General features: G+C 40.4%; 22 protein-coding genes. 6 read left to right on the plus strand and 16 right to left on the minus strand.

What is annotated here, in order from left to right; translation table 11 throughout:
* The first annotated feature begins 2 nt into the window (after nucleotides 1-2).
* The gene (locus NST70_RS15085) at nucleotides 3-758 is read left to right on the plus strand and encodes a DUF4430 domain-containing protein (RefSeq protein ID WP_342475422.1); all 756 of its coding nucleotides are present in this window, start codon (nucleotides 3-5) and stop codon (nucleotides 756-758) included.
* Between the two features lie 12 nt (nucleotides 759-770).
* Entirely contained in the window at nucleotides 771-1,334 is a 564-nt protein-coding gene (locus NST70_RS15090; RefSeq protein WP_017554696.1) for an ECF transporter S component, read from the plus strand.
* A gap of 240 nt (nucleotides 1,335-1,574) precedes the next feature.
* Here NST70_RS15090 and NST70_RS15095 read toward each other — a convergent pair whose 3' ends face one another.
* The 9 genes from NST70_RS15095 to gnd form a co-directional block, all read right to left on the minus strand.
* Entirely contained in the window at nucleotides 1,575-2,246 is a 672-nt protein-coding gene (locus NST70_RS15095) for a bifunctional 2-keto-4-hydroxyglutarate aldolase/2-keto-3-deoxy-6-phosphogluconate aldolase (protein ID WP_340703013.1), read from the minus strand.
* 165 nt (nucleotides 2,247-2,411) lie between these two features.
* Nucleotides 2,412-2,855 carry a PTS sugar transporter subunit IIA gene (locus NST70_RS15100; protein ID WP_342475423.1) on the minus strand — a complete coding sequence of 148 codons (444 nt, stop codon included), beginning with the start codon at nucleotides 2,853-2,855 and terminating at the stop codon, nucleotides 2,412-2,414.
* Nucleotides 2,852-3,754: a hypothetical protein gene (locus tag NST70_RS15105; protein WP_342475424.1), complete on the minus strand. Its 903-nt coding sequence runs from the start codon at nucleotides 3,752-3,754 to the stop codon at nucleotides 2,852-2,854. The genes NST70_RS15100 and NST70_RS15105 overlap by 4 nt, the downstream gene beginning before the upstream one ends.
* 25 nt (nucleotides 3,755-3,779) lie before the next feature.
* The gene (locus NST70_RS15110; protein ID WP_340703016.1) at nucleotides 3,780-4,286 is read right to left on the minus strand and encodes a PTS sugar transporter subunit IIB; all 507 of its coding nucleotides are present in this window, start codon (nucleotides 4,284-4,286) and stop codon (nucleotides 3,780-3,782) included.
* A 31-nt stretch (nucleotides 4,287-4,317) separates the two neighbouring features.
* A complete protein-coding gene (locus NST70_RS15115) occupies nucleotides 4,318-5,193 on the minus strand; it encodes a PTS system mannose/fructose/sorbose family transporter subunit IID (protein ID WP_342475425.1) in 876 nt (291 codons plus the stop codon).
* Nucleotides 5,194-5,219: 26 nt separating this feature from the next.
* Nucleotides 5,220-6,044: a PTS sugar transporter subunit IIC gene (locus tag NST70_RS15120; RefSeq protein ID WP_342475426.1), complete on the minus strand. Its 825-nt coding sequence runs from the start codon at nucleotides 6,042-6,044 to the stop codon at nucleotides 5,220-5,222.
* A 14-nt stretch (nucleotides 6,045-6,058) separates the two neighbouring features.
* Nucleotides 6,059-7,159: an iron-containing alcohol dehydrogenase family protein gene (locus tag NST70_RS15125; RefSeq protein ID WP_340703019.1), complete on the minus strand. Its 1,101-nt coding sequence runs from the start codon at nucleotides 7,157-7,159 to the stop codon at nucleotides 6,059-6,061.
* A gap of 12 nt (nucleotides 7,160-7,171) precedes the next feature.
* A complete protein-coding gene (locus NST70_RS15130; RefSeq protein ID WP_342475427.1) occupies nucleotides 7,172-8,173 on the minus strand; it encodes a D-isomer specific 2-hydroxyacid dehydrogenase family protein in 1,002 nt (333 codons plus the stop codon).
* A 12-nt stretch (nucleotides 8,174-8,185) separates the two neighbouring features.
* Entirely contained in the window at nucleotides 8,186-9,082 is an 897-nt protein-coding gene (gnd, locus tag NST70_RS15135; protein ID WP_342475428.1) for a phosphogluconate dehydrogenase (NAD(+)-dependent, decarboxylating), read from the minus strand.
* A gap of 938 nt (nucleotides 9,083-10,020) precedes the next feature.
* Between gnd and NST70_RS15140 the strand changes: the two genes are divergently transcribed.
* Both NST70_RS15140 and NST70_RS15145 read left to right on the plus strand, forming a co-directional pair.
* Nucleotides 10,021-10,899 (plus strand): MurR/RpiR family transcriptional regulator, encoded by an 879-nt coding sequence (locus NST70_RS15140; RefSeq protein WP_342475429.1) that lies wholly within the window; start codon nucleotides 10,021-10,023, stop codon nucleotides 10,897-10,899.
* A complete protein-coding gene (locus tag NST70_RS15145) occupies nucleotides 10,896-11,807 on the plus strand; it encodes an HAD family hydrolase (RefSeq protein ID WP_342475430.1) in 912 nt (303 codons plus the stop codon). Before NST70_RS15140 ends, NST70_RS15145 begins: the two co-directional genes overlap by 4 nt.
* 173 nt (nucleotides 11,808-11,980) lie before the next feature.
* Here the strand turns inward: NST70_RS15145 and ltrA are convergent, their stop codons facing one another.
* The 4 genes from ltrA to NST70_RS15165 form a co-directional block, all read right to left on the minus strand.
* Nucleotides 11,981-13,390, minus strand: a complete 1,410-nt coding sequence (gene ltrA, locus NST70_RS15150) for a group II intron reverse transcriptase/maturase (protein WP_043052469.1) — start codon at nucleotides 13,388-13,390, stop codon at nucleotides 11,981-11,983.
* Between the two features lie 1,301 nt (nucleotides 13,391-14,691).
* Complete coding sequence (locus NST70_RS15155) at nucleotides 14,692-15,816, minus strand: zinc-dependent alcohol dehydrogenase family protein (protein WP_342475431.1); 1,125 nt, start codon at nucleotides 15,814-15,816, stop codon at nucleotides 14,692-14,694.
* A gap of 20 nt (nucleotides 15,817-15,836) precedes the next feature.
* Nucleotides 15,837-16,685, minus strand: coding sequence for an N-acyl homoserine lactonase family protein (locus tag NST70_RS15160; RefSeq protein WP_342475432.1), 849 nt, complete (start codon nucleotides 16,683-16,685; stop codon nucleotides 15,837-15,839).
* Between the two features lie 429 nt (nucleotides 16,686-17,114).
* A complete protein-coding gene (locus tag NST70_RS15165; RefSeq protein ID WP_342476234.1) occupies nucleotides 17,115-18,347 on the minus strand; it encodes an IS110 family transposase in 1,233 nt (410 codons plus the stop codon).
* Between the two features lie 209 nt (nucleotides 18,348-18,556).
* On the opposite strand from NST70_RS15165, the gene NST70_RS15170 reads away from it, so the two are divergent.
* Nucleotides 18,557-19,867 carry a transposase family protein gene (locus NST70_RS15170; RefSeq protein WP_013858128.1) on the plus strand — a complete coding sequence of 437 codons (1,311 nt, stop codon included), beginning with the start codon at nucleotides 18,557-18,559 and terminating at the stop codon, nucleotides 19,865-19,867.
* 683 nt (nucleotides 19,868-20,550) lie between these two features.
* Entirely contained in the window at nucleotides 20,551-22,260 is a 1,710-nt protein-coding gene (locus tag NST70_RS15175; protein ID WP_342475433.1) for a sigma 54-interacting transcriptional regulator, read from the plus strand.
* Between the two features lie 482 nt (nucleotides 22,261-22,742).
* Here the strand turns inward: NST70_RS15175 and NST70_RS15180 are convergent, their stop codons facing one another.
* The 3 genes from NST70_RS15180 to NST70_RS15190 all read right to left on the minus strand — a co-directional run bounded on the left by NST70_RS15180 (nucleotide 22,743) and on the right by NST70_RS15190 (nucleotide 24,819).
* Complete coding sequence (locus NST70_RS15180) at nucleotides 22,743-23,348, minus strand: class I SAM-dependent methyltransferase (protein ID WP_019721595.1); 606 nt, start codon at nucleotides 23,346-23,348, stop codon at nucleotides 22,743-22,745.
* A 44-nt stretch (nucleotides 23,349-23,392) separates the two neighbouring features.
* The gene (locus tag NST70_RS15185) at nucleotides 23,393-24,514 is read right to left on the minus strand and encodes an FAD-binding oxidoreductase (protein ID WP_315958810.1); all 1,122 of its coding nucleotides are present in this window, start codon (nucleotides 24,512-24,514) and stop codon (nucleotides 23,393-23,395) included.
* Nucleotides 24,515-24,663: 149 nt separating this feature from the next.
* Nucleotides 24,664-24,819 carry a nucleotidyltransferase domain-containing protein gene (locus NST70_RS15190; RefSeq protein WP_258921009.1) on the minus strand — a complete coding sequence of 52 codons (156 nt, stop codon included), beginning with the start codon at nucleotides 24,817-24,819 and terminating at the stop codon, nucleotides 24,664-24,666.
* Nucleotides 24,820-25,132 lie beyond the last annotated feature (313 nt).

Raw genomic sequence — 25,132 nt, forward strand, 5'->3', positions numbered from 1 at the left:
GAATGAAATATAAAAGTATCATTATTGATAGTATTGCCGTTTTATTGATTGCATTCGGCGCCTGGTTTTTTATCGATGGTTTCCATTTTGAATCGAAAACCGTTAAAACTTATTCAGAAACAACACAACTTGCAAACACTTCAGCGAAGGAAAAGGATGCGGCAGCAAAAGACAGTACATCCGGAAAGAAAACGGACGCCGCCGGCAGCAACAAAACGGATGAAAAAAGCAATACGGGCGGATCCGAAAGCAATGCGGCGGATTCAGCTGCCCACTCCAAAAATGCTGAAGAAAAGGCTTCTGCAGACAGCAAGACGGATAAAGCACCTGCCACAAATACCAAAACGGCGGTCACATCCAGCACATCAACGAAAACGACAACCGGGGCTTCTTCGTCCGGGTCCGGCAGCAGCCACGCTTCCGGCAACACCGCAGCGCCATCTAAAGCAAAAGCTGAAACGGTTTCTTTAACCGTAAAGGGCTACAAAGGGCCGGTTTTCAGCGGCAAATACAGTTATAAAAGCGGAGACACTGCATTTTCCGCTTTAAAAAAAGCCGCCGCTTCTGAAGGCGTAAGCCTCGATTATTCCGGGTCCGGTGCAACCGTCTATGTAAAGGGCATTAATGGCCAGTATGAAGGGGATCAAGGCGGCATGAGCGGCTGGAAATATAAAGTAAACGGAAAAGAGCCAAACGTTTCCGCAGGGTCGTATAAACTAAAAACCGGCGATCAGGTTGTCTGGTTCTATTCTAAATAGGAGATGCATAAAATGGGGAATCAGCCGCTTGAAAAAAGGAAGTCAGCGAAAACCGCTTCACGGCTGACAAGGAGAATGGCGCTTCTTGCCATGCTGGCGGCCCTGAGCGTCGCCGGGCGGATTTTGATGGCATCGGTCCCGAATGTCCAGCCGTGCACCGTGATCATCATTTGCAGTTCTTTTGTTTTCGGCATCCGCTTCGGTTTGGCGCTTGCCTTTTTGACGGTCTTCGGTTCCGACATGTTTCTCGGCATGGGGCTGTTTGCGATCATGCAATTTCTTGCGTGGGGTACTATCGCGGTGCTTTCCGGCCTGCTCGGCAAGAAAGAGTTATACAAAAAAGTCCCGCATCTCGTGTTATGTCTGTATGCAGCTTTTACCGGCTTCCTGTTCGGCTTTATGGTTTCATTAAATTATTTATTTATCGGCGGGCCGTTTGCGTTTTGGACATACTACCTCGGCGGGCTGTTGTTTGACAGCTACCATGCCGCGGGAAACTTCTTCTTTTATTTAATTTTAGGGCCGGTTTTAATCAAACTGATTGCAAAAGAAAAAACGCGAATCGAACGCATTTAGCCTAAGGCTGCCTGTTTCACGCAGGCAGCCTTGTTTGGCTGTTGTCTGATATGGAGCACAACAAAAGATGTTGGGTTAACTTAATGGAGAGAATTTAAGTGAACTATTTGAGGTTGGTAATACTTTCGAGTTTATATAATGTTTTAACTGCTATGAGTCTTTCAAGATTCCATTGAATAGCACAATAAACAACAGCACCTCCTTCGTATCCATCAAAGGAAGTGCTGTCCTGTATACTTATCAAAATGATACGTACTGATTACTCATTTCTTCAGTCTGTAATTGATATTCCCGTACAAAAGCCCTGGCCATCTTGGCAACTCCCGCAAAATCATTGTTTTCCGCAGGCTTCAACAAGCTTCCGCCAACGCCAATTATTCTGCAGCCTGCCTTTATCCAATCCCCCATATTATCCAGATTTATGCCGCCTGAAGGCATAATTTCCAGTTGAGGCAAAGGGGCTTTAACATTTTTTACAAAAGCCGGGCCGACAATGTTACTTGGAAACAATTTTATTATTTCCGCACCTGCCTGCATCGCTTCTTTCATTTCATTAACAGTCATACACCCCGGGATATAAGGAATTTGATAAAGATTACATAGCAGGGCAGTTCCCTTATCGAAAGTTGGTGAAACGATAAATTTCGCTCCGGAAAGATGTGCGATTTGAGCAGTCGCGGAATCAAGAACAGTGCCAGCCCCTATCAATATGCCCCGCCGATCTTTATATTTCTCTGTAATTTTTCTTATTGCGATATCCGCGTTAGGGACCGTAAATGTTAATTCAATATTTTTGATACCGCCTTCAATTAAAGCATCTGTAATTGTAATCGCTCGTTCAACGGTATTAGTCCGTAAAACAGCAATAAGCCCATTTTTTTCTAAAGCGCTTAATATATTACCTTTTTTCAAAATGCTCACACCCTTTATCTCTATTAAGAGAACCCAGAATTGCCCTTAATGATTCTTTTACAGTACCGACTTATTTCCAGCTTCTCCCCACTGGTACTGCCTTAAAGGAGAGAATATCCATTCCCAGAGAAAGTTAAGCAGCCTGATCAACTATATTACATTGCCTTAAAAGTCTTCATTCTCTTCATCAGAAGGATCTTTTTCTGACGGCCATACCACCATACTCTGCTGGCCTTCATTTAAAATAGCATTCACTGCCTCATGAATAGGAGTGCCCATCATTCTCTGATTGATCGCTTCAATTAACACTGGCAAGTTAACACCGGTAATAACAAATATTTTTTCCTGCTGTTCAACAGGGAGTGAATGAACGGCTAAGGTAGCCTGATTGTAGGGGCTTGCACCAAAAAGGTCTGTGAAAATCATAACGCCATTATCTTGATCAACTTTATTAATTGCTTCAAGTACTTGTTTATTTAAATCCTGAACATTGTCTCCTTGAAACAAATTCAAGGTTACAATATTGTCTGTCCCGCCTATAATAAGTTCGGCAGCGTCCACTAAACCATCACTCAATTTCCCATGGGTAGCGACAATGATCCCGATCATTTGGATTTCCTCCTTGCGACTTGCTCTAAAAACGCAAACGCATTCTTCATATTACTTTCATTCATCTTCTTTTTCTTCAAATCATTCCGTGATAATACAAATTGGTTATCCTTTTTATCTCCGCTAATGATATAAACCAGACGTTCATTCTTTAAAGCTAGTGAATCCTCTTGGCCCCCCTGTTTTATGGCGCTGTATTGCCCGGATTTTGGATTTACCAGATAGAGTGGTTTTTCAGCACCAATGCTATCCAGCATGAAAATTTTCGCATGACTGTCATGCATGACTTTTTTCAAACCTGCATTGTTTGTACAACCAGCATCCACAAAAGCAAACGCCAGCCGTTCTGAACGGAAAGAGGCGATACAATTCAAAAGCAATAATATAGAAGAAGTGTTTTGTATTACATTATTTTTTTTAGGCCACCCTCGTGTAATTTTATTCAGGAAATAAAAATACAGGATGTATATCAAAATACATAATACGAACCAAGTTTTCCCTGTTTCTTTTGCTTGGAATATTGGAATGGCTACAAATAAAGTAAATAGCAATCCAACAATAATATATAAAATGGAAGAAAATAAAATGGTTTTTGTTATACTTCTCTTCCTGTTCTCGACATCAAAAAAATGATATGGACTGAACCGGGCTGCTGGCGTATCATAATAAGTACAGAAAATGGTATCCGCTTTTTTTACATTGCCCACATAAAGATTTTTGTATTCGCTTTTATCTTTCTCATTTATTTTAAATATATCAAGCTTAATATCCTTACGAAACGGAAGGATATCAGCAGATAAGCTTTTCAAAAAACGATCCTTCTGTTTTATTGTATAACGCTTATTAAAAATCAAACGATAGCGAACATACCAATCCTGCAAAAGTTCTTGTCGGTTCATCCATATCATTCCTTAATAACGAATTTTATAACTTGAATTTACTTAATACCTCTTTCAAGCTGGTACGGGGAGCTGAGGGCGTTGCTTGAAAATAGATATTTTCAACCCCATATTTTTCGTTTAATTCTTTTAATTTCAGTGCATTTTCTTTATTTAAATAAACAGATTTGGTGACCAGCACGTCTTTTTCAGAATCCTTTTGAGCAATGCCGCCGATATTTAGTTCTTTCATCGGAACCCCATGTTTTACTAACTCATACATGACATCAATGGTTTTGGCAATGAGAATACAGCTATATTCTTTAAAACGATATTCATCCCAATAATACTTACATTTATCCAGGGTCATTACAATTGTTTTTTGGCCTGTACGGCTGCCTGCACTCTTATAGAGGTCTTTCATAAATTTATCTTTTGCTACAACATCATCCACTACGAATATGGAGTTAACACCGTTGCGCTTCGATAAGGTGATCATCACTTGTCCATGGATTAGACGCTCATCTACACGAGCCAGATTTACAACACCCATTCATTCTATCCCCTTTGCCAAAAATTTTTTGTTATAAAATTCTAACAGCTGCAAGAACACCCAATATTACGGTTAGCCAGATTAATGCCCGGGTAACTTTCAATCCCTTCTTCGTGTAGTACCAGTATACTCCTAATACTACTGCTAGAGGCAACATTCCAGGCAGAATAGAATTTAATGTCTCTTGTATATTAAATTCGCGTCCCGATAAATGGAATGTCAAAGATGATGAAACTTTTACATAGTTCCCGGCCAGAATGCCCATCATGAACAAACCTAAAATTGAAAGCAAGTCAATAATATTTTGAATCCCTGAACTTTGCATCAATGAAGTCGCATTACGTCCTCTTGTAAATCCTTGACGGGCGAAAAATAAACCAATCAATACTTGGTAGGTAGCAAAGCAAACAAACGGGAAAAGTGCGCCCAAGGCACTTCCATGTTGAGCCCAAGGAATGGCAATTGCAATAAAAATGTATTGAATCGTACCTGAGTCAATTGAATCCCCGATACCTGCTAAAGCTCCCATCAACCCGGCCTTCGTATTATACATTAAGTCGTCGGTCATTTTTATTTCTTCACGGTTATACTCTTCTCGGGCACGTTCCTGCTCCATTGAAGACATTAAACCGGTAATGATACCGCCGCCCCAGGTTAACTGCGTGTTAAAGAACAACAGTTGCCTCTTATATGCCGCACGTAAAGCTTCATCATCTTTATACAATTTACGCAGTATTGGCATCATAGCCCATAATAATGAAGCTGCCAGATAACGGTCAAAAGAGTGCGGGATTTCATTCGCAAAATGCCATCTTATATAGGATTTGGATACATCTTTACTTGTAATTTGCTCAGGTTCCAAATTTGAACCTGATGCATTTGGCAGTTTATTTCCTTTGTCCTGCATTTTAAATTCTCCTTTCTTTTAGCCTATTAGAAGTCATCATCATCGTCATCAAAACTGCTTGCATCATTTGCATTTGTTGAAGCCGTTCTATTATTCGAACTTTTAACAAGCACGAATATCGCAGCGATTAATGCGCCCAGGATTGCATATGTTACCATTGTGATTTTTAAACTTGCAAAAATAACACTCATAAAAAAGGCTAATAGGAAGAAGACAATATATTCCCGGCGCCCGATGACATAAATCGTTGTCGCAATACCAATTGCTGCTAAACCGCCTCCAATGACTTCAAGGATATGAAATACGACAGTTCCTTCCAAAGTTTTAATAACATCAGCGATAACAGGAGCGCCAAAATACAATGCAATAAAGACCAACGGAACAAACAGGATAAAGGACGCTATAACAGGATAAAGAACAATACTGCGAGTAATTGCACCATCATCCAACTTTTCTACAGCCCTATCAGTTATTTTGCCTAAAAAGGTATTGATGAAAAAGCGGAATTGATATAAATATGCACCTAACAACCCAACAGGTACTGCTACCGCGATGGCTGCTTCCGGCTTTAGATTACCTAATATTGCAACCGGAACAGCGATGGCTGCTGCAATTGAGGGCTCTGAAGGCATTGTCCCCCCAGGAGAAAAAACCCCCATATAGATCAACTGAATGGCTGCGGTGATGATCATTGCTTCTGCTACATGCCCCATTACTATCCCTACAACTAAACCTGTCATTAATGGGGAAAAGCGTAATGTTAATGTTGCCCCTCCTAAAAACGCGCGCGACATTATGGCTGCTACCCAAAGCGCTATGATCAAACTTTGCCAAAATGTTAATGTTTCCACGCTTTGCAACCCCCTTATTTATTAATATAATTCTCCAAATTGATTAACGCTTCCGTTAAAACGTTTTCATTTATTTCAATTGGAAGCAAGTGTACTTTTTGTTTGCTATTAACAAATTGAATAATGTCTTTCAATAAACTTTCAGACATAGGGTATACGCCCATTTCCGTTAAAGACTTCGGTAAATTCAATTTCTCATAAAACGGAGTTAATTCATCAATGACTTTCCACTTTCCTTCCAATGCCAATTGATAAAATATGCCATACGCTACTTTTTCTCCATGTAAATATTTATGCACTTCCGGTATATAGGCAGAGATCGCGTCATGGATTGCGTGTGCTGCAGTATTGCGTGCATATTTATCACCCAATCCCCCAACCAAACCGGAAATGGCTATAATAATTTCTGAAACATGCGTGAATTCATCGGAGATTGTTTTATTTTTCATATCTTCAATCGCCTTCATGGACTCATTTAAAATCGTATCTTTGCACATCCGTGCTGTATACCGTGCCAGCTGTGGAAAAGGTTCTCTGCTAAATTTGTCTTGTTCCAAAATCAAATCAGATTCATACCATTTCGCCATAGTATCTGCAATGCCAGCAATAAAATATTTTACGGGCGAATCAATGACAAGTGCTGGATCCATAACAAGAAATGCAGCTTGGCGTTTCACATGCTCCGTTTTCCCTTCTGCTAAGCCGTTGTCTTTATACATAACAGAAAGTGGCGTCCATGCCGCACAATTGCTGGCTAAAGTGGGGACTAAGCCAAATGGGGTACTTGTTAAATGACTGGTGAGCAGCACCAAATCGCTTAGTTTTCCTCCCCCGACGCCTATTACAAAATCAATATCATTTTCCCGGATGATTTCTGCAATCCGGTGGCTCTCATTATAACTGCATTCGCCATGGTATTGTTCATAAATAATTTTTTTATCTAAACCCATTACCTTTTTCATAAAGGGTTTTGCTTTTTCCCAAGATACCGTCCCATGGACAATCATGATGTTTTTAGCTTGATATTCCTGGAGTATCTCAGGTATAATATCTATTGCACCCTCGCTATATCGATAGAATTGAGGGCCAACTTTCACATTTAAATCCTGGATCATTTTAAAAACCTCCTACTTTAAATAGCAACTAACCGGTTGTACAGAACGGTTCGGGAGGATTCCTTTTGCCATCATTTCACAGTCCGTAACACACTTATCCCCCATACCTCTCAGACATTCCATTGTATATGCAGAAGTATGCGGCGTCATGATAACGTTATCAAAGTTTAAATAAGGATGGTCCGATCTGCCGGGTTCATCTTCCAATACGTCTGTTGCAAAACCAGCCACTTTCCCATCTTGCAATGCTTTTACCATCGCTTCTTCTTTAATTAATGCCCCCCTGGCAGTATTCGATATATAGACATGATCTTTCATCCTGGCAAATTCTTTTTCGGATAACATATGATAATTATCCTTGTTAAGACTTGCACATATACTAATGATTTCAGCTCTTTCCAACAGCTCATTCAGTTCAACTTTTTTAACACCAAATGCCGCCAGGTCTTGCTTAGTTTTATAAGGGTCATATCCTAGTACTTCACACCGGAATCCATAATAGAATATTTCGGCAACACGGCTGCCTATGTTTCCTACTCCAATGACCCCGGCTGTTTTGCCACTGATCTCATGGCCAATAAAATTTGCCCGTTCTTCCCATTTATCTTTTATAACTTTTTGATGCGCTTTATTTGTTTGCCGCATCACATTTAGTAAGTTCGTAACATTATTCTCTGCAACTGCATCACGTTCCGTTAAAGGCGGTACAATGGAAACAACTGTATTATGTTCTCTTGCAGCCTCAAGATCGATATTATTAAAGCCGATCCCATGTCGTGTAATTAACTTCAACTCATCTTTGTACTCAAAAAATTCTTTTGTAAAAAAGGGCGTTATACTTGCGATGATCATATTGAAGCCTTTTAACTCTTTCGCCAGTGTTTTCCCATCAATTTCACTATCAAAATGAAATCTTTCAACCTCCCCTAACTGACGCAATCTTTCCATATGATCCGGAAAAATCTTTCCAAAACTGCTTGAATTTACGATTGCAATTTTATTTTTTTCACCCATAATGACTACTCCTTAGTGTTCAACTATTTCGTGTCCTCCAAATTGATGCCGAATCGTTGATACAACTTTTGCAGAGAAACTATCTTCAATTTTTGAAGCGTTCCGTACGAACAATGAACTTGCAATAACCGGAGCAGGAATATTCAAATCAAGCGCTTCTTCTACAGTCCATTTTCCTTCACCGCTTGCGTCAATAATTCCGCGCAAATGATCCAGCTTTGGATCCTCTTTAAAACTTTTTTCCGCCAATTCCATCAGCCAGGAGCGAACCACAGAACCATGGTTCCAGACTGAAGCAACCTTTTCAAAATCGTAATCATACTGGCTTGCATGCAAAACATCGAATCCTTCTCCGATAGCCTGTAACATGCCATACTCAATCCCGTTATGAATCATTTTTAAATAATGGCCGCTCCCTGGTTTGCCTGTATAGGTATAACCCTTTTCACATGCCAATTTAGAAAAAATTTCTTCAACTTGATCAAAAATTTCTTTTTTTCCGCCGACCATCAAGCATGCACCGTATCTGGCCCCTTCTATGCCCCCGGACGTTCCGCAATCGAGGAACCCGATTCCTTTTTCTTGAGCCAATTCGAAGTTTTTGACACTATCTTTGTAATAGGAATTCCCCGCATCTATTATAATGTCCCCGGGGTTTAGTTTGTCTAAAAGCGTTTTTACTAATGTGTTCGTAATGTTGCCCGCAGGTGTACTTAACATAACAATTTTTTTCTCTTCTAAAACATTTAATAACGCATCAAGTGAATCTTGAACAGGCAAGTTTTCCTCGTAAGCTTTTTTTCTAACACTCTCTGAAGCATCATATCCTGCAACATTCACCGATTTTTCCTGCAAATTCAGCAGCATGTTCCATCCCATTTTGCCTAACCCTATCATGCCTACTTTCATCAGACCAACCTCCATTGATCAATTTACTCGGCGAAAAACAAAACCAGCTTCCCAAAAAATACATGGCTTAGCTTGGAAAAACTCATGTCAAAAACGGCTGATTCTTATAAAGCAGCTTTGAATATCAATCTCTGGATTTTTTTGTTTTTTATCACTTCCCTGAGAAATTTTGGGGTATATCAATGATCAAGTTCATCTTAGCAAATATTTTTTTATCTGTAAAGGCTTACAGGAAAAAAATATTTTTTCAATCCCGTGAGTGTGATATCATAACTTTAAAGGATGAAACCTGCAGTAATTTAATTGATTTTTTTCCTCTTTCCCGTTTCTCCAGGATTTGAGAGGACAAAATAAGAAATATCTCTCCCTAAGTCTTGTATAATGAAAATTGATTAGAGACAAAAAAGAGATTGAAGTGACGCTTGCTTCTGACCTTCTACCACAAAGATCTTATTTGGCATCTAAGAATAAAGATGATGGAAACAGTCCATTGCTATGAATCTTTATTAAAGTGCCACACCACTTGCAATGATTCCATTTTGGGACACCGGGAGAAGTAACCTATGGGGGGTGGCGAAACCCTTGTGAAACGGTTAAATGAAAATATTGCCTTCATCTGTCAGAAAACCCCGTTTTTCCGGCTCATATCAAACTGAAAGGGTCCAAATACTTTGGAAGCGGGAAATGAATACCCAGGCATTGCTAAAGGATTTATCATAGATGACACAGTCATTTGAAGCTCGTAAGCAAACACCAAATATCCATACAAATATTTCAAAAACGTGGCAGTTAGCCGAAAGAAAAAACGTCATAAGTAGCGGTTGAAAAAGCTAAAAAGGTCACAGGCCGATAAATGATTTTCATTCAAGCACACAAGGAAAATTTAAACAATAAAACGGATTCAATTAGGATACTATACTTCCAAGAGGTGAAATACGATGACCTACGATTATTTGAGAAATTTACTTCGCCCTCGTTTGAAAAGTTTTACTGATACCGAAAAAATCATTGCAGAATATTTCATGCAACTTGGTAAGAAAGTTGTAAACAAAACCCTTTCCAATATTGCTGAGGATACTGGCGTCTCGGAATCTACAATTTTTAAATTTGTTAAAAAAATCGGATTCGACGGTTTTCAAGACTTTAAAATTACTGTTGCCTCAAACTTTCGTACAAACGAAGAACGCAGCCAAGAGATTGTTGTTTTTCCGGATATTTGTAAATCTGATTCTACGCATGTTATTGCACAAAAAATTATAAATTCAAATAAAGGGCTGTTAGAAAGTTTACTTCAATCTTTGAAAGAGGAGCAACTAAATAAAGCATTGAGCTTAATTTATCCGGCAAAGTGCATTTACTTTTTTGGCCAGGGGGCCTCATCCGTCATTGCCCTTGATGCTTACCATAAATTCCTGCGAACCAAATATCATTGTAACTATGTTGCTGACTTACATATGCAGCTCAGTTATGCAACAAAATTAGGTCCCGATGATTGTGTGTTTCTATTTTCACATTCAGGAGAGACACTTGATACCATTGAAATAGCAAAAATTTCGAGGGAAAACCGGGCAAAAATTATTACATTAACGGGAAATTATGATTCGGAGTTGGTCAAACTCTCGGACACCGCTTTTGTTGTTTATTCTGAGGAATCTGCTTTTCGATCGGAGACACTTACTGCACGTATTCTTTATTTAACCATTATTGATATTATATATGTGTCTGTCATGTATCATGATGAAGAAGAAAATAAGAAGTCGCTTGAAAAAATACGGAAAGCGCTATATTTCACAAAAAAGAGTGGTGTACAAGAATGACAATTAAAGCGATCGTTTGTGATATGGATGGAACCCTGCTTACATCAGAAAATAACATATCACCGAAAACATTCCATAAGTTGATTGAACTGCAAAAAAAAGGGGTTAAGCTCATATTGGCCAGTGGCCGTAGCTATATCAGACTCCTTCCAGATGCCTTAAAACTGAATATGGATAAATATGATGGAATTTTGATAGACGTAAACGGCACTTCCATCTATCATGTTAAAACCCGTAAACGGACTCGAATAAGCGTTTTGGACGCTTCAAACATTAAAGAAATTAACGATTTCTTTTCCTTATTTAATGTTGAATTGCAGTACAGCCAGGATGATACCATTTATACTTATTTGCCGGAATCCATTTATAATATCAAACGTAACATTCGAGCGGAAATGCGGCTTCCTGAAGATTACCCATGGACCGGTGGCATGTACAGCTGGCTATGTGATACCCGTGACGGATATCCAAACCAAATTTTGATCCGGGACTTGAAAGACTCGCCTGATTTTTGTAATAAAATTTCTATTGTACAGGACCCTCTTTATATGAGGTTTGTCCGTCAAACATTAATGAACAATCCCTTTTATCACAAATATGAATTTGTTTTTTCAGATGAACGAAAAATGGAAGTTACAAACAAGGGAATTTCAAAAGGAAAAGCATTAGATATCATTATGGAGAAATACGGGATCCGTGATGATGAAATCATTGTATTTGGCGACAGTGAAAATGATATTTCTATGTTTAACAGAAAAAAATATTCCATAGCTATGGCAAATGCGCTTCCTAATGCAAAACAGTTTGCCAATTACCTTACTGCCAGCCATAACCAGGAAGGAATTTTCAATATGCTGGACCGTTTAGAAAAAGAAGGGTTATTTGAAGAAAATGGTTTTGGGCATTAACCTATTGAAAGTGAATAGCTCTTATGAGCTGGACCTCAACTATAAACAGTCAGAGATCGCCAAAAACAAAGGGACTTGGAAAAAATACAATCGAGTAGGAGGCTAATCATTATTTGATTAGCCGACCTCTCACACCACCGTGCGTACGGTTCCGTACACGGCGGTTCTAAAGTTTACGACCGTACAGACAGATAGTAATCCAGAAAACTTATATACCTTGCTCTTCGGAAGAGTTCGTTTGTAAGGGTTCTAGCTAAGATATGGCTGCCGGAGATTCTCCAGTAGCCTTTTCTTGTGTTAGCCCATTCCCACGCCTTTCTTTTATTGATCCCTAATTTCTTGAGCCAATAAAATCTTGTGCGTACTCTCTTCCATCTTTTCCAAGTTACCATTCGCATTCTTCTTCGTGTCCATTGGTCCAGTCTGGTTACCAGACTTTTCATATCCGCTAGCTTGTAGTAATTTACCCATCCTCGGACAGTGTCGTTTAGCCTTTTCTTTCTTTCCTCTACGCTTAATCCGTTGCTTCTTCCTGTGATTCTGCGAATTTTCTCCTTTAATTTTTGAACACCCTTCGGGTGTACCCGGAATTTGCATTTTCCTTCATAAAGGTAAAATCCATAACTCAGGAACTTGATGTTTCTAATATGTGTGATCATCGTCTTCTCTCGGTTCACTTTGAGTCGCAATTTCTTCTCAATGAATGGGAGAATGTTATGGTATGTTCTTTCGCAGCTTCTTCGGCTTTTACAGAATATGATCACATCATCAGCGTAACGGACAAATCGGTGATTTCTTGCTTCCATTTCTTTATCCAATTCGTTTAACATTACATTGGCAAGAAGCGGACTTAGTGGTCCTCCTTGTGGAACACCGAAATCATTTGTTGTCCTTATTCCTTTGATCATAACACCTGCATTTAGGAATTTATGGATTAAGGAGATTACACGTCCGTCGTGAATTGTTTCACTCAATATCTGGATAAGCTTACTATGGTTTACCGTGTCAAAGTACTGTTCTAAGTCCAGGTCTACTACATACTGGTATCCTTCATTTACATTCTTTTGGCACTTGAGAAGTGCCTGATGTGTACTTCTATGTGGTCGGAAACCATAGCTATTGTCTGAGAACTTTCTTTCATATATAGGGACTAGGACCTGCGAAATGGCTTGTTGGATGACTCGGTCTACTACCGTTGGTATTCCAAGTTTCCTTGTTTTCCCGTTGTCTTTTGGAATTTCTACCCTTCTAACGGGTTGGGGCTTGTATGTCCCATTTCGAATGGAGAGGACGAGTTCCCTCTGATGTTCAGTTAGGTATGCCAAAAGTTCACCTGTTTTCATTCCATCGACACCGCCCGCACCTTTGTTTTTCTTTACCTTTTTATAGGCACGGTGCAGGTTATTACTTGAAAGGATTCGTTCGAGCATCCATTCGTTCTGTCTGTTGGTGTTAGTGGTGTTGTTTTCAGTTATCCTCTTGAAACTATGCCCTCTGCCATATCCTTCCTGTTCCGCAGTATCTTTTTGACAGCAGGTTTCTTCCTGTTTTCTGCATTTGTTCGTTTCTTCGGTAACTTTCATTGACTTCCACTTCCTTTAGTTCAGCCCTTCCTTCGATGCTCCAGGCATCTCCGTACTATGGCTTCTGCTGACTTCTCACGGCAAATCTTGTTTCAACCAGGTTTCATACTCTGTTTCCACCTGTCCGTGAGACCTCCCGTGGTAAGGTGATTTGCTTTCATTCCATGTACCCGCACCATTTACGTTTCCACATCCGGATAGCTTTTGGGCTTTGACTTGTTCAGCAGCCTTACCCTGTGAGAGTACGCCTAATGATGTTCGTGTTCCTCGGGTCAGAATTTTGCCTCCAGCTTCCTTCAGATTCCATCTCACGATGGACACCCTTGCTCTTGGCTAATGGTTGGTCGCTACCTACCCCCATAGCGGACTTACACCGCCTAGCGAATCGCCATGCACGGCGCACTGCAAAAGGGGCCATACGATGCGCCCCTTGCTATTTTTTGGAAAGCCATTCTGATTGCTTTTCTTACAATTCAATGTCGTATCAGTTTTTTCTCAATTATATTCGAATCCTCACGAATCAGAATCTTCCCCGTTTTAAGTATCTACCAACGGCAGAAAACTATTTTCAAAGCCAAGGTTTAGAAAAACTCCATTTAATGATTCAGGGTAAAAATGGCAGAGGTAACTCTTTATATATCCCTGATGTATTACCTTCCTGGTCTTTGCACAATATTAATAATGCTAAAGACTGTCTTCCTCGATAGCCGGGAGCTAAATAAGGCGCAATGGAAAATCTTGCGGACCAACTGTTTTGATCGAGTATGACACTCTGTTTTTCTCCATTATCATACAATCTTAGTTCAGATACCCCAATCGGGTCATTTGCAGTCCCATTAAGTTCTGCCCTATTTCCAACAATTCGCGTGTTTACTGTAATGTTGGGCTGAGTTTTATCCTCGCGTTCTTCAGGGCGTTTACATAAATGCACAGCATAGCGAAAGATTTCATCCTCAAGCGGAGGAGTCAAAGGGGGTGCTTTCCTATTCCTGCTTGCTTGCTCGTAATCATATGCATATCTAAGCAAATCATTATCACTGTATGCAGGCACGATAAAAGTCAGATTTACTATAATGGACCCGTAAAACCAACACATGATGAGGAGGTGTTCTGCTCATGCCCGTGGTCTTAAAAGAAGAAAAATTGATGAATGAAGATTGCTTCTATTCATAACTAAGAAGAGTGGAAATCAAGGTTTCCGGTAGCAACAACAGGGCAAATGCAGGGCTATTTCGGCCATAAATCCCCCGGAGCCCCTTAAAGCCCCGGGACCTTTTAAACTTTATCTTCCAATATGCTGATTACATTTCGACAACCAGACGGGCCGCTTCACCATTAGCCAATTTATCAAATCCTTCGTTGATTTTTTCAAATGGTAACGTATCTGTTAAAAGCCGGTCAACAGGAAGCCGGCCTTGTTTGTACAATTCAATAAAACGGGGAATATCACGGGAAGGCACACAACTTCCCAAATAAGACCCTTTGACCGTACGTTCTTCAGCAGTTAACGTGACTTGCGGAAATGAAAATTGATGGCTGGGATCAGGCAACCCTGTTGTTACTGTCATCCCTCCTCTTTTTGTAATCCGATAAGCGGTCTCCATTGCGGGAACAGCACCCGCTGTTTCAAATGCATAATCAACACCACCGTCTGTTGCTGAACGAATTTCTTTAATCACATCCGGATTTCGGGAATTAAATGTTTCAGTTGCGCCTAGTTTTTTGGCAATCTCAAGTTTTTGGGTATTAATATCCACCGCAATAACTTTTCTTGCTCCTGCTAACACCGCACCAAGCAATGCGTTAAGTCCAATTCCACCCAGACCCACCACGGCAACACTGCTTCCAGGTTTGACCCTTGCTGTGTTGATGACTGCACCTACCCCGGTAATCACAGCACAACCAAAGATAGCAACTTTGCTAAATGGGATTTCAGGATCAACCTTGACAACAGAATTTCTGGAAACCACCGCATACTCCGCAAAACCTGAAACTCCAAGATGATGGTTGATCTCTTTGCCATTTTTCTTAAGGCGTCGCCCTCCCGACAACATTTCCCCTTCATTGTTGGCCTTCGCACCCGGTTCACATAATGCAGGACGTCCTTCTTGACAAGGGAGACAGTGACCGCAGCTGGGAACAAAAGAACAAACAACATGATCACCGGGTTTTAAATCCGTAATACCTTCCCCCGCTTCAATCACTTCACCTGCTGCTTCATGACCAAGAGCCATTGGCATCGGCCTTGGCCGGCTTCCATTTATGACTGAAAGGTCTGAATGGCATAAACCAGCGGCCCTAATTTTTATCAAGAGTTCCCCTTGTTTAGGAGGTTCCAATTTCAATGTCTCAATCTTTAACGGCTGGCTTTCCTTATAAGGGGCTGGCAACCCCATTTCATACAAAACAGCTGCCCGTGTCTCCATTTATGAAACCCCTTCCAAAATTATTCATAGTAACCCTCGGTAGATTTTCGAAATGTCTCAAACTGATGGGCATCATGTCCGTACCAAACAACAGAATTTGTTTCCTTTGCTAAACGCCTTATTTTTTCAACAGCTTTTGCCCACCCTACAGAATCATATAAAATTCCTGGCGGTTTAATTGGAGGCCCGTAGCTCTCTGCGGTATAAATGGCGTCAGAGGCAAGAATAATAGACCCGGTCTCAGGCATATTAACTTGTAACCCAATCAATCCCCATGCATGGCCGCTACCAAAATTTATAATTCTTACGCCTTCTACCAGCTCTAAATAGTCTTCATAAGGTTTAATGGTTTGCCACTGAAGATTATTTTTAATCCATGCATTTATATCAGCCCAGATATAGGCGCCTTCGCTTTGGTTACGAGCAAAAACCCGCAACGCACCATTTAATTCATCATCATGAACAATGATGGTTGCGTTCGTAAACATTTCCAGACAACCCGCGTGATCCAAATGAAGATGGGACGCCACCACATACTTTATGTCCTCCGGCCGGACATTTAATTGCTCTAATCGATTGTGTAAGTAACACTCTTCGCTTGCAGTCCATGGGAATCCTTTTTGTGTAGCCTCATTCCACCGTCCTTCCGGTCCCATTGAATCGGGATTACAGGAAGTATCAAATAAAATTTTTCCTTCCGGATGATCAATTAGCACTGTATAAATCGGAAATTCTACCATTTCATTTGGGGCATTGGGATGATCGACAGTTGCTTGATTTGATCCCGCAATCATTAGGTTTTTGTCCATTCTCATTCGCCCATTGTCCATAACATAAAGTTTGGGCCTGGGTTTCTTAATGTTTACCATTGCCATTCCTCCTTCAATAAAGTTCAATTATCTCTCCTTCAATAAAGTTCAATTATCTCTCATTTACTCGCATATTCTCCAAATTTCATAGGTATTTGATTTACACCTAATCGTTGTCACACCTCTAAATAGATATAAGCAGAATTTTCTTGCAGGGTAAGGTCCATCCTAACAACCAAATTGGATATATTTGGTAAACGAAAAGGTATAACCGTGCATAAAATCTCCACACAACTCACGGTCGCTCACCCTCCTATGTCTCCCAGGATCGGGGTCCACACATTCCTTCGTCCTGCGTATCCATGAGGTGGAGGCCGGATATGCTCCTCGACTGGGTCATAATGCCCGAATGGAATAAATAAACTCCGGCTCTGCACTATTGGTGTTTTTATTCGGAATAAAGCTGTATTTAAGAGCTACCTTGCTTTTTTAAGCAACCTGTAATGTTTCTATTTGAGGCAATCCTTGCAATAATTTTGCCCCATCAAAATCGCATTGCTTGTTGCCAATGGCAAATAGGACACGCAATAACTTACAACACAAGGCTATGAGTGACTGCTGTTTCTTCAACGGGTGTTTAGGGCGCTTTGTATAATATTGGTGCAGGGCTTTAAACGCCGGATTGTGCACAACCAGCGGGCGAATTGCCAGATACAAGGCTCTTCGAAGCCTCTTTCTTCCCCGTTTGGTGATGGTTGTTTGCCCTTTAAACTTCCCTGAACTATGTTCTTTCAATGAGAGCCCTGCTAAATTTACAAGCTGTTGGGGGTGGCTATACTTTGTAATGTCACCCACCTCAGCGAAAAATAAAGCGACTGTGGTCTTTCCCAGGCCTGGGATAGCCATCATTTGCCTGGCTCCCGGGAGATCTTCTACCAGGCTTTCCAGTTCTTGATCCAACTGTTGGATTTGTTGATTGTAAAGCTCATACTGCTCAAGCAGGCAGTCTATTTCCCGTTTGGCAAACTTCATGCCAACTTGAATGCCAATACTCTTTCTGGCTGCTTCCACAAGCTTTGTTGCCTTTTTGATGCCGACACCTCTTTTAACCTGTGTCTTCCATTTCTCAAGCACTTCTTCAGGAGTCATTTCCTTGATTTGTGAAGGAAATGGAAAACTTTTTAAGGTACAAAGGGCCGCTTTGCCTTCCCAGTCTTTAAATACGTCAAAAAACTCCGGAAAGTAGCGCTGAATAACGTTTTGAATACGGCCATCTGTGATCATAAGCTGTTTAACGAGCTGATCTCTTAATTTGGCGCCTTCTCTCAGTTCGGCATAAATGCCGTCCAGGAGATTGGGTACGGAGTATCGCCCGTCCTTAATCAGCTGTGCAATCACTTTGGCATCTTTCGTATCATTTTTCGTTGGCGAATTGTCATCCAGCTCTTTGCTTTTCTTGACGTGCATCGGGTTGACCAAAACAAAATCATAACCCTTAGCCTTAAGAAAATAGGCAAGGCTCAGCCAAAAATGCCCTGTTGGTTCAACCCCGAAAATCACATGGTCTTTATGGTTCTGTTTTCTTAGTCTTTCCATCCAATCCAACAGGGTTTGAAAGCCATGAAATCGATTTTCAAAGATCAGACGTTTGCCAAACTCAATGCCTCTGTCATCCTGCGCTCGTGCGACATGTTTGTCCTTCGCTACATCAATGCCGATAATGAGCGTTGATCAGCTCTGAGGAGTAAAAATTTTTCGTGATAATTTAACTATCCCCCCCAAAAATGCGGCTAAATATGTAATAATTTAAATAATTAGAGCTTGCTGGACGAATATTTTGGCATGGCTTAGTGACAAGTCGAATACAAGCTAAAATTTGATTCGTTCAGCAAGCCCTAATTAAACTTGGCTGTTTTGAGGGGGTTTTTATTTTGGTTACTAGAAAAGAAAAAAGAAATCGTGAAAAAGAAGCAAATTATTTTTTCGAGTTCCTTAAAATTCAGAAGCATTTTTTCAAAGACCTGATGAATAACCTAAAAAAGGTAGCAGACCACCGACATCAAAGCTATATCACTTATGGTCCAGAGGTCCTTTTATTTACGATGATGTTGAAAAATATGACCGGCCTAAAATCCATGAGAAACATGAGTGAGAGTTTTAATAAAGAAGAATGTATTAAAAATGTAGGGAAGGTGTTAGGCTTAGATTCTCTTGAAGAACTTCCACATTATGATACAATTAACGACTTTTTATCTGGCTTAGATGTAAATGAATTAGAAAAAATTAGAACGTATATGATTAAAGAATTATTGAAAAAAAGGTCTCTCGAGTCTTATCGAATTGAAGGAAAGTACTGGGGTGTCATCATTGATGGAACTGGATTACACACCTTTCATGAGAAACATTGTAAACACTGCCTGAGACGGGCATATACAAATAAAGAAACAGGAGAAACGAACGTACTTTATATGCACCATGTACTTGAAGCCAAGCTTGTCGTGGGGGATATGGTCTTCAGTATTGCCTCCGAATTTATCGAAAATGAATCAGAAAATGTTTCTAAGCAAGATTGTGAATTAAAAGCCTTCGACAGGCTGGCAAAGAAAATAAAAAAAATATTTAAAAGACTACCGATTTGTATCTTGGGAGATAGTCTCTATGCATGTGAAACGGTATTTAATCTGTGCAGGGCGCACAAATGGAAATATATATGCAGATTTAAGGAAGGGAGAATTAAAAGTATCTCGACGGAGTTTAAGGCAATAAAAGAGCTGGAACAAAGTAAGGATCAGAATTCATTAGTTTGGGTGAATGATATTGCCTACAAAGACAGAACGGTCAATCTGATGGAGGCCACAATGAAAACAGAGGATGGGAAATCGAAAGAGTATGTATTTATAACGGATATTAAAATCACGAAAAAGAACGTGGAACGACTCATCGCTGCAGGAAGAAGCCGCTGGAAGATTGAAAATCAAGGATTTAACGAACAAAAAAATAATCGTTACAATATAGAACATGCCAATAGCCAAAACTACACAGCCATGAAAAATCATTATTTATTAGTTCAAATAACAGATATTATTAGACAGCTGTTTGAAAAAGGTTCGTCAATCTTAAAAGCACTCAAAAAAACGGCAAAAGAAAAATCCTCAAATCTGTTGGAATCGTTTCGGACACGCATTTTAACAGACGAGGATTTCACCCATTTAAGTAAGCCAATACAAGTAAGGTTTACTTAATGGTTATATTATAGCAAAGGATGTGATGTAAAAAAAGGTTTTTTTGAAGTTATCCACAATTTTAAAAAAGAAATTTGCAAATTCGGCTCTTTTTGACTTTGAAAGCAGAAAAAATAGATGGAAAAATTTTCTAAATGTGGATAAGTCATTTTATCATAAAACATCTAAAAATTGATGAATTTACTCTTCAGAACTGAGCGTTGATGTCGTGATTTGCGAAATCTTGTGATTCTGGGTATAATTCATGGTGAGTCCTCCCTGGATATCAATTAAGGGTCCATTTTTGCTTTTGAAGCTCTGGACACCTCGTATCATACCAGGGGGGCTCTTTTTTGTGCAAACCTCAAATTTCCTTCATTACAGGAATGCTCCTTGTGGGATATCAATGATTTTTCATTGTCCTTACCAAAAATAATCTGCCAGTTTACATCCTGTTACGTAGTTTAGCAAGTATATCTAACCACCCCATTCCTAATTATTCAATCCATTAAATGCAAAAACCATGCCATTTGAAAAGCCCGCCATACTTTAATTGATTATTTTTATCGGTGAAAAATTCCACCTAATTACGAATTATATTGAAATTCAAAAGAAGGTTTTTCTACAAGTAATACAGAATCGTTATTGGTGAAGCATGTCACCATTAATATAAAAAAATCACCAATTACGAGGAGGTTAACTTGATGAAATCTCTTATTCCGGAAAACGGATTATGGGAAAATATCTTTTCATCAATGTACAATGGCCTTGTTGTCATTGACAAAAACAACAAAATATTAATGATGAATTCATCTGCAGAAGAACTATTGAATATCAAATGCAAGAACGATCCGGATATACACATTCGAAATATTATCCCAAAAACCGAACTGCCTGGCATGGCTAAACAGAGGAATACCAATGCAGGTGAAGAGATAGTAATAAATAACAGACGGCTTTTAATAAATAGAACACCACTCTATGAAAATCATAAATTATTAGGAGCAATCATTGTAATTCAAAATATAACGCAAATGGAACGATATCGTGATCATCTAAAAAAGATGGAAGCCATCATAGAATTTTCAACAGATGGTATTTACGTTACAGATCATAACGGTATAACCATTTTAGTGAATTCGGAATATGAGAATATTACGGGTTTTAAAAGAGAAGAACTAATCGGAAATCACATGGCAGATTTAAAGGAACAAGGATATATAGATCAATCCGTATCATTGCTGGTCCTTGAAAGAAAAAAGCGAATCTCGATCATGCAAAAAATTAATGGGAAAAAAGATGTTATTGTTACTGGAAATCCCGTATTTGATGAAACCGGTAATATTGAGATGGTAGTGACGAGCGTAAGAGACATCACCCATCTTAATGACATGAGGCAAGAACTCGAGAAAGCAAAATATTTTTCCGAACTCAACTACAATCGATATACTTTTAAAATGAATGACCCGCGCCAGCCGATAATTTTTAAAAGCCAAAAAATGAGGCAAATATATGATGAAGTTAAACTAATTTCCCCACACCCTACAAGTGTGCTCATATCCGGCGAATCAGGAACAGGAAAAGAAGTCGTCGCTAACCTGATTCATAAGTTAAGTGATAGAAAAGATAAACCTTTTATTAAGGTCAATTGTGGTGCGATTCCGGAATCTCTCATGGAATCAGAGCTTTTTGGGTACGAAAAAGGAGCTTTTACAGGCGCTCGAGAGGAAGGGAAAATCGGACTTTTGGAATTAGCTAACGGTGGTACGATTATGTTAGACGAAATTGGTGAAATGCCTTTACAATTACAAGTAAAATTATTACGGACCCTCCAAGAAAAACAAATCCAAAGAATTGGAGGCAAAAGCCCGCGTAATTTGGATATCCGAATTATTTCAGTTACAAATCAGAATTTAAGAAAACTTGTAAAAGAAGGGAAATTCCGTGAGGATCTCTTTTATCGGTTACTCGTCGTAGAAATCGAAGTGCCTCCTTTAAGAGAAAGGCAAGAGGATATCGACGAATTAATTGACCATTACTTTCTCCATTATTGCAGGGAATATAAAATTAAAAAAAGCCTTTCAAGTGACACCAAAAATGTTTTGAGAAGCTATAACTGGCCGGGTAATGTCAGAGAGTTAAGGAACTTAATGGAGAGCATTGTAGTATCCATACCCGTAAATTGCATTGAAATTTCACATCTGCTCCCTCATATATATAATGCTTACAAAGACGCTAAACCAAATACAAAGTCTTTCTCAACCCTGAAAAATCAAGTTGAACAGTTTGAAATGCAAGTCATACGGGACTCCATTCAAGAAAATAAATCAATTCGCAAGGCGGCTGAAAAGTTGGGCGTAAGCCATTCTACACTGGTCAAAAAAATGAAAAGGTGGAAAATGATCATAGAATAATGTTGAATTACCAAAATCCACTAGCCTTTTCCCCTCCCCCGGAATGCATAAAGAATCTAAGATCTACTGAAACAGCTCAAAGATACTTGAAAAGTAATGCTGCCTATCAATATTCTGGCAAAAAACAGCCGTTCCTAATAGAACTTACTCAATGGAACGGCTATTTTTTTCAGGGGTGCCCACTCCTCACCCCATTCCCTAGATAACCTTCCAATACGAATTCTTTTGACCCAGTCCATCAACGATGGCCATTTTTCAGGGGTATGGCTGGCTTTTACCTGGAAAAAAGCTTTATACCAGACATATGCCGTTCTGCGGGCATGGTGTCATGTCCGTACAATTCGGAAATTCGATGTCCTCAGCGGCTTTTTCAATATCTGCTGAGTGGGCGGAGGAAGGCAGATCAAAGTAAGCCTTCTCTTATCCAAGCATTCACTTCCTATGAAACCAAAGCTGAGTATCCATTAATTTCACCATCATCCTCACGCAAGCCGGTACACGACAAATTTTTCGTATGGATTATGCTTGTATAAAAGCGTTAGCGGGACTTCGAGTTTTTTTTCAAATGGTGTATGGTCTTCAAGGAAGTAAATATAGTCCTGAGACGGATAATATAAAATAATGTCTGTTTCCCGGTATGCTTCTTCCACCGAGCGTAAAATATTTTGCACAACCTTCATAAAGATTTGAACAGAAAACGGATTAAAAAAGTAAAAACGGTTGTCGTCCGGCAGTATCTTATAATTTTCGGCAAGGCAACATATAAACCGAATACGGGCGGGCTGGACCGGGAATTTTCTCTCATAGCGTTTCTTGTTTTCGAGGGCTTCCCGGTACAACCATTCATTCATTTCAATGCCGGTCACGGTTGCGCGAAACAAATGATGGATATAAAAATTGAGCCGCCCTTTGCCGCAACCGAAGTCTACCACATGGTCGCTTTTATCCAGTTCATAATGATCGAACAGTTCATCAAGCGCATGATAAGGCGTCGGCTCATAACGGTTGTAATGCAGTGATGCATTAAACCCTTTTTGCTCACCGGTTGTTTTGATATGCAAAATTCCGTCAAAGTAGGAATCGTTCATTGTTTCGCTCCTGTTTTTTCTTGATAAAAGACCGGCCCTGCTGTTTATAAAGGGGCAATTGCCTGTTCCAGCCCGTACGGTGACAAATCCAGTTCTGTTTTCCGGCCGAGCGCAATCCTTGCAAGCTCAGCGCCGAGAAAAGGGCCGGCCGTTAAACCGGATGCCCCGAGCCCGTTTGCGCAAAGTAGCCCATCATAACCGGGCCATGTGCCGATCACAGGCAAAAAACCCGGCGTGAACGGCCGGAATCCGACTTTCACATCAACAAGGGAAGCTTCAGCCAAACCCGGTGCAACCGGCAGCACTTTATTTAAAACTTCGTGGACCCCGCCGGCTGTTGTGTGCAAATCAAAAGCTTCCGTGTTTTCATGGGTGGCGCCGGCAATGATACGGCCGCCATCGAATGCCAGCAAATACTGATCATTCGGCGGCATGACGACCGGCCAGCTGCTTGTGTCCATACCTTGCAGTTTTAAATGGAGAATCTGCGCTTTTTGGTGGCTGACTTGAAAAGCCGCACTGAGCGGTTTGAACAAATCTTTTGCCCATGCACCCGCTGCCACAATTATTTTGTCCGCATGCAGCGTGCGGCTTCCGACTTCAACCCCGATGACTTTTCTGCCTTCCACAAGCAGCCGGGCATTGCCATGAATGACTTTGGCTCCGCGTTTGCAAGCAGCATTTAACAGGCAATTGCGCAATGCCTTCCCGTTTACGCGCGCGGCACCGCCGGTATAGACCGCACTGAACCCTTCGTCCAGAATCGGAAACATGGCATGCGTCTCGGCGGCAGACAGCCGTTTTACTTCCCCGATTTCAGGCGCATCTTCCCTTCGCTTTAACGCGCGTTCCTGCATTTTATCAAGCTTTTCTTCATCTGTATGTATGCTGAGAGCGCCAGTCCGTTTATAACCGGTTTCCGTCTCCCCGTCTTTTTCCAATTGGGCAATTAAATCAGGATAGTATTTTGCACCTGCTTTTGCGAGCCGGTACCAGTCTTTGTTGCGCCGCTGCGACAGCCACGGGCATATGATGCCGGCAGCCGCTTCCGTTGCCTGCCCGGGATCCGCCCGGTCAACCAGTGTAACAACTGCGCCTGCTTTTGCAAGATGGTATACAGCAGATGCCCCAAGCACCCCGCCGCCAATTACGATATATGATAGCATGAGTTACGCCTGCTTTCTGTAAAATAAGATTTGCTGTGAACTATCCTCCACTTATCAACCTTACGGTTTGATTGAAGTGGGGGCTTATCTTATTCAAGACCACTTCATCTTCCATACACAGCCCCGTTTTTTGCAATATTTTTCAATATTTAGGCACGTTCCTCGTTAAGCTTTGCATACAAACGATACGCCAGCATTCGTTTTACATTCAGGGCATTTTCATTTTTCATATCCATGACGATGCCGGTTGCAAAAATCTGCGCCTGAAATACAGTAGGGGCCTGGTTCAGATCAATAAGATCCACATCCTTATTTAATCTATCTGCAAGTTCCTGGGCAAATAAAAAACATTCATAGGGTGCCAGTATACCGCCTTCTTTGTAAAAGCGATGTCAACATCACTATCCGGCCGGGCATATCTTTTGCATACGAACCGAACAATGATAAAATCCGGATCTATTTTTTCTTTTAAAAAAGCAATGATTTCCCTCCGCAAGTTCGGCGCCTCCCTGTACACGGTACTCATCCCTATTATACGAACAAACCGGCAAAAAAGCGAAAAATCCCCGTGCAAACAGGGATTTTCATTTTCGCTTACTTTATGATGTTTTGCCTGCA

Origin of the sequence: Weizmannia sp. FSL K6-0777 (genome assembly GCF_038593185.1) — a bacterium.
Taxonomy (GTDB): Bacteria; Bacillota; Bacilli; order Bacillales; family Bacillaceae_C; genus Weizmannia; species Weizmannia faecalis.

Bases quoted from the DNA above. Each gene is read 5' to 3' on its own strand.
- NST70_RS15160 (WP_342475432.1), bottom strand. From the start codon at position 16,685: ATGGTAAACATTAAGAAACCCAGGCCCAAACTTTATGTTATGGACAAT.
- NST70_RS15140 (WP_342475429.1), top strand. From the start codon at position 10,021: ATGACCTACGATTATTTGAGAAATTTACTTCGCCCTCGTTTGAAAAGT.
- ltrA (WP_043052469.1), bottom strand. From the start codon at position 13,390: ATGAAAGTTACCGAAGAAACGAACAAATGCAGAAAACAGGAAGAAACC.
- NST70_RS15115 (WP_342475425.1), bottom strand. From the start codon at position 5,193: ATGCAGGACAAAGGAAATAAACTGCCAAATGCATCAGGTTCAAATTTG.
- NST70_RS15085 (WP_342475422.1), top strand. From the start codon at position 3: ATGAAATATAAAAGTATCATTATTGATAGTATTGCCGTTTTATTGATT.
- NST70_RS15155 (WP_342475431.1), bottom strand. From the start codon at position 15,816: ATGGAGACACGGGCAGCTGTTTTGTATGAAATGGGGTTGCCAGCCCCT.
- NST70_RS15180 (WP_019721595.1), bottom strand. From the start codon at position 23,348: ATGAACGATTCCTACTTTGACGGAATTTTGCATATCAAAACAACCGGT.
- NST70_RS15145 (WP_342475430.1), top strand. From the start codon at position 10,896: ATGACAATTAAAGCGATCGTTTGTGATATGGATGGAACCCTGCTTACA.
- NST70_RS15105 (WP_342475424.1), bottom strand. From the start codon at position 3,754: ATGAACCGACAAGAACTTTTGCAGGATTGGTATGTTCGCTATCGTTTG.
- gnd (WP_342475428.1), bottom strand. From the start codon at position 9,082: ATGAAAGTAGGCATGATAGGGTTAGGCAAAATGGGATGGAACATGCTG.
- NST70_RS15185 (WP_315958810.1), bottom strand. From the start codon at position 24,514: ATGCTATCATATATCGTAATTGGCGGCGGGGTGCTTGGGGCATCTGCT.
- NST70_RS15090 (WP_017554696.1), top strand. From the start codon at position 771: ATGGGGAATCAGCCGCTTGAAAAAAGGAAGTCAGCGAAAACCGCTTCA.
- NST70_RS15125 (WP_340703019.1), bottom strand. From the start codon at position 7,159: ATGATCCAGGATTTAAATGTGAAAGTTGGCCCTCAATTCTATCGATAT.
- NST70_RS15110 (WP_340703016.1), bottom strand. From the start codon at position 4,286: ATGGGTGTTGTAAATCTGGCTCGTGTAGATGAGCGTCTAATCCATGGA.
- NST70_RS15175 (WP_342475433.1), top strand. From the start codon at position 20,551: ATGAAATCTCTTATTCCGGAAAACGGATTATGGGAAAATATCTTTTCA.
- NST70_RS15100 (WP_342475423.1), bottom strand. From the start codon at position 2,855: ATGATCGGGATCATTGTCGCTACCCATGGGAAATTGAGTGATGGTTTA.
- NST70_RS15130 (WP_342475427.1), bottom strand. From the start codon at position 8,173: ATGGGTGAAAAAAATAAAATTGCAATCGTAAATTCAAGCAGTTTTGGA.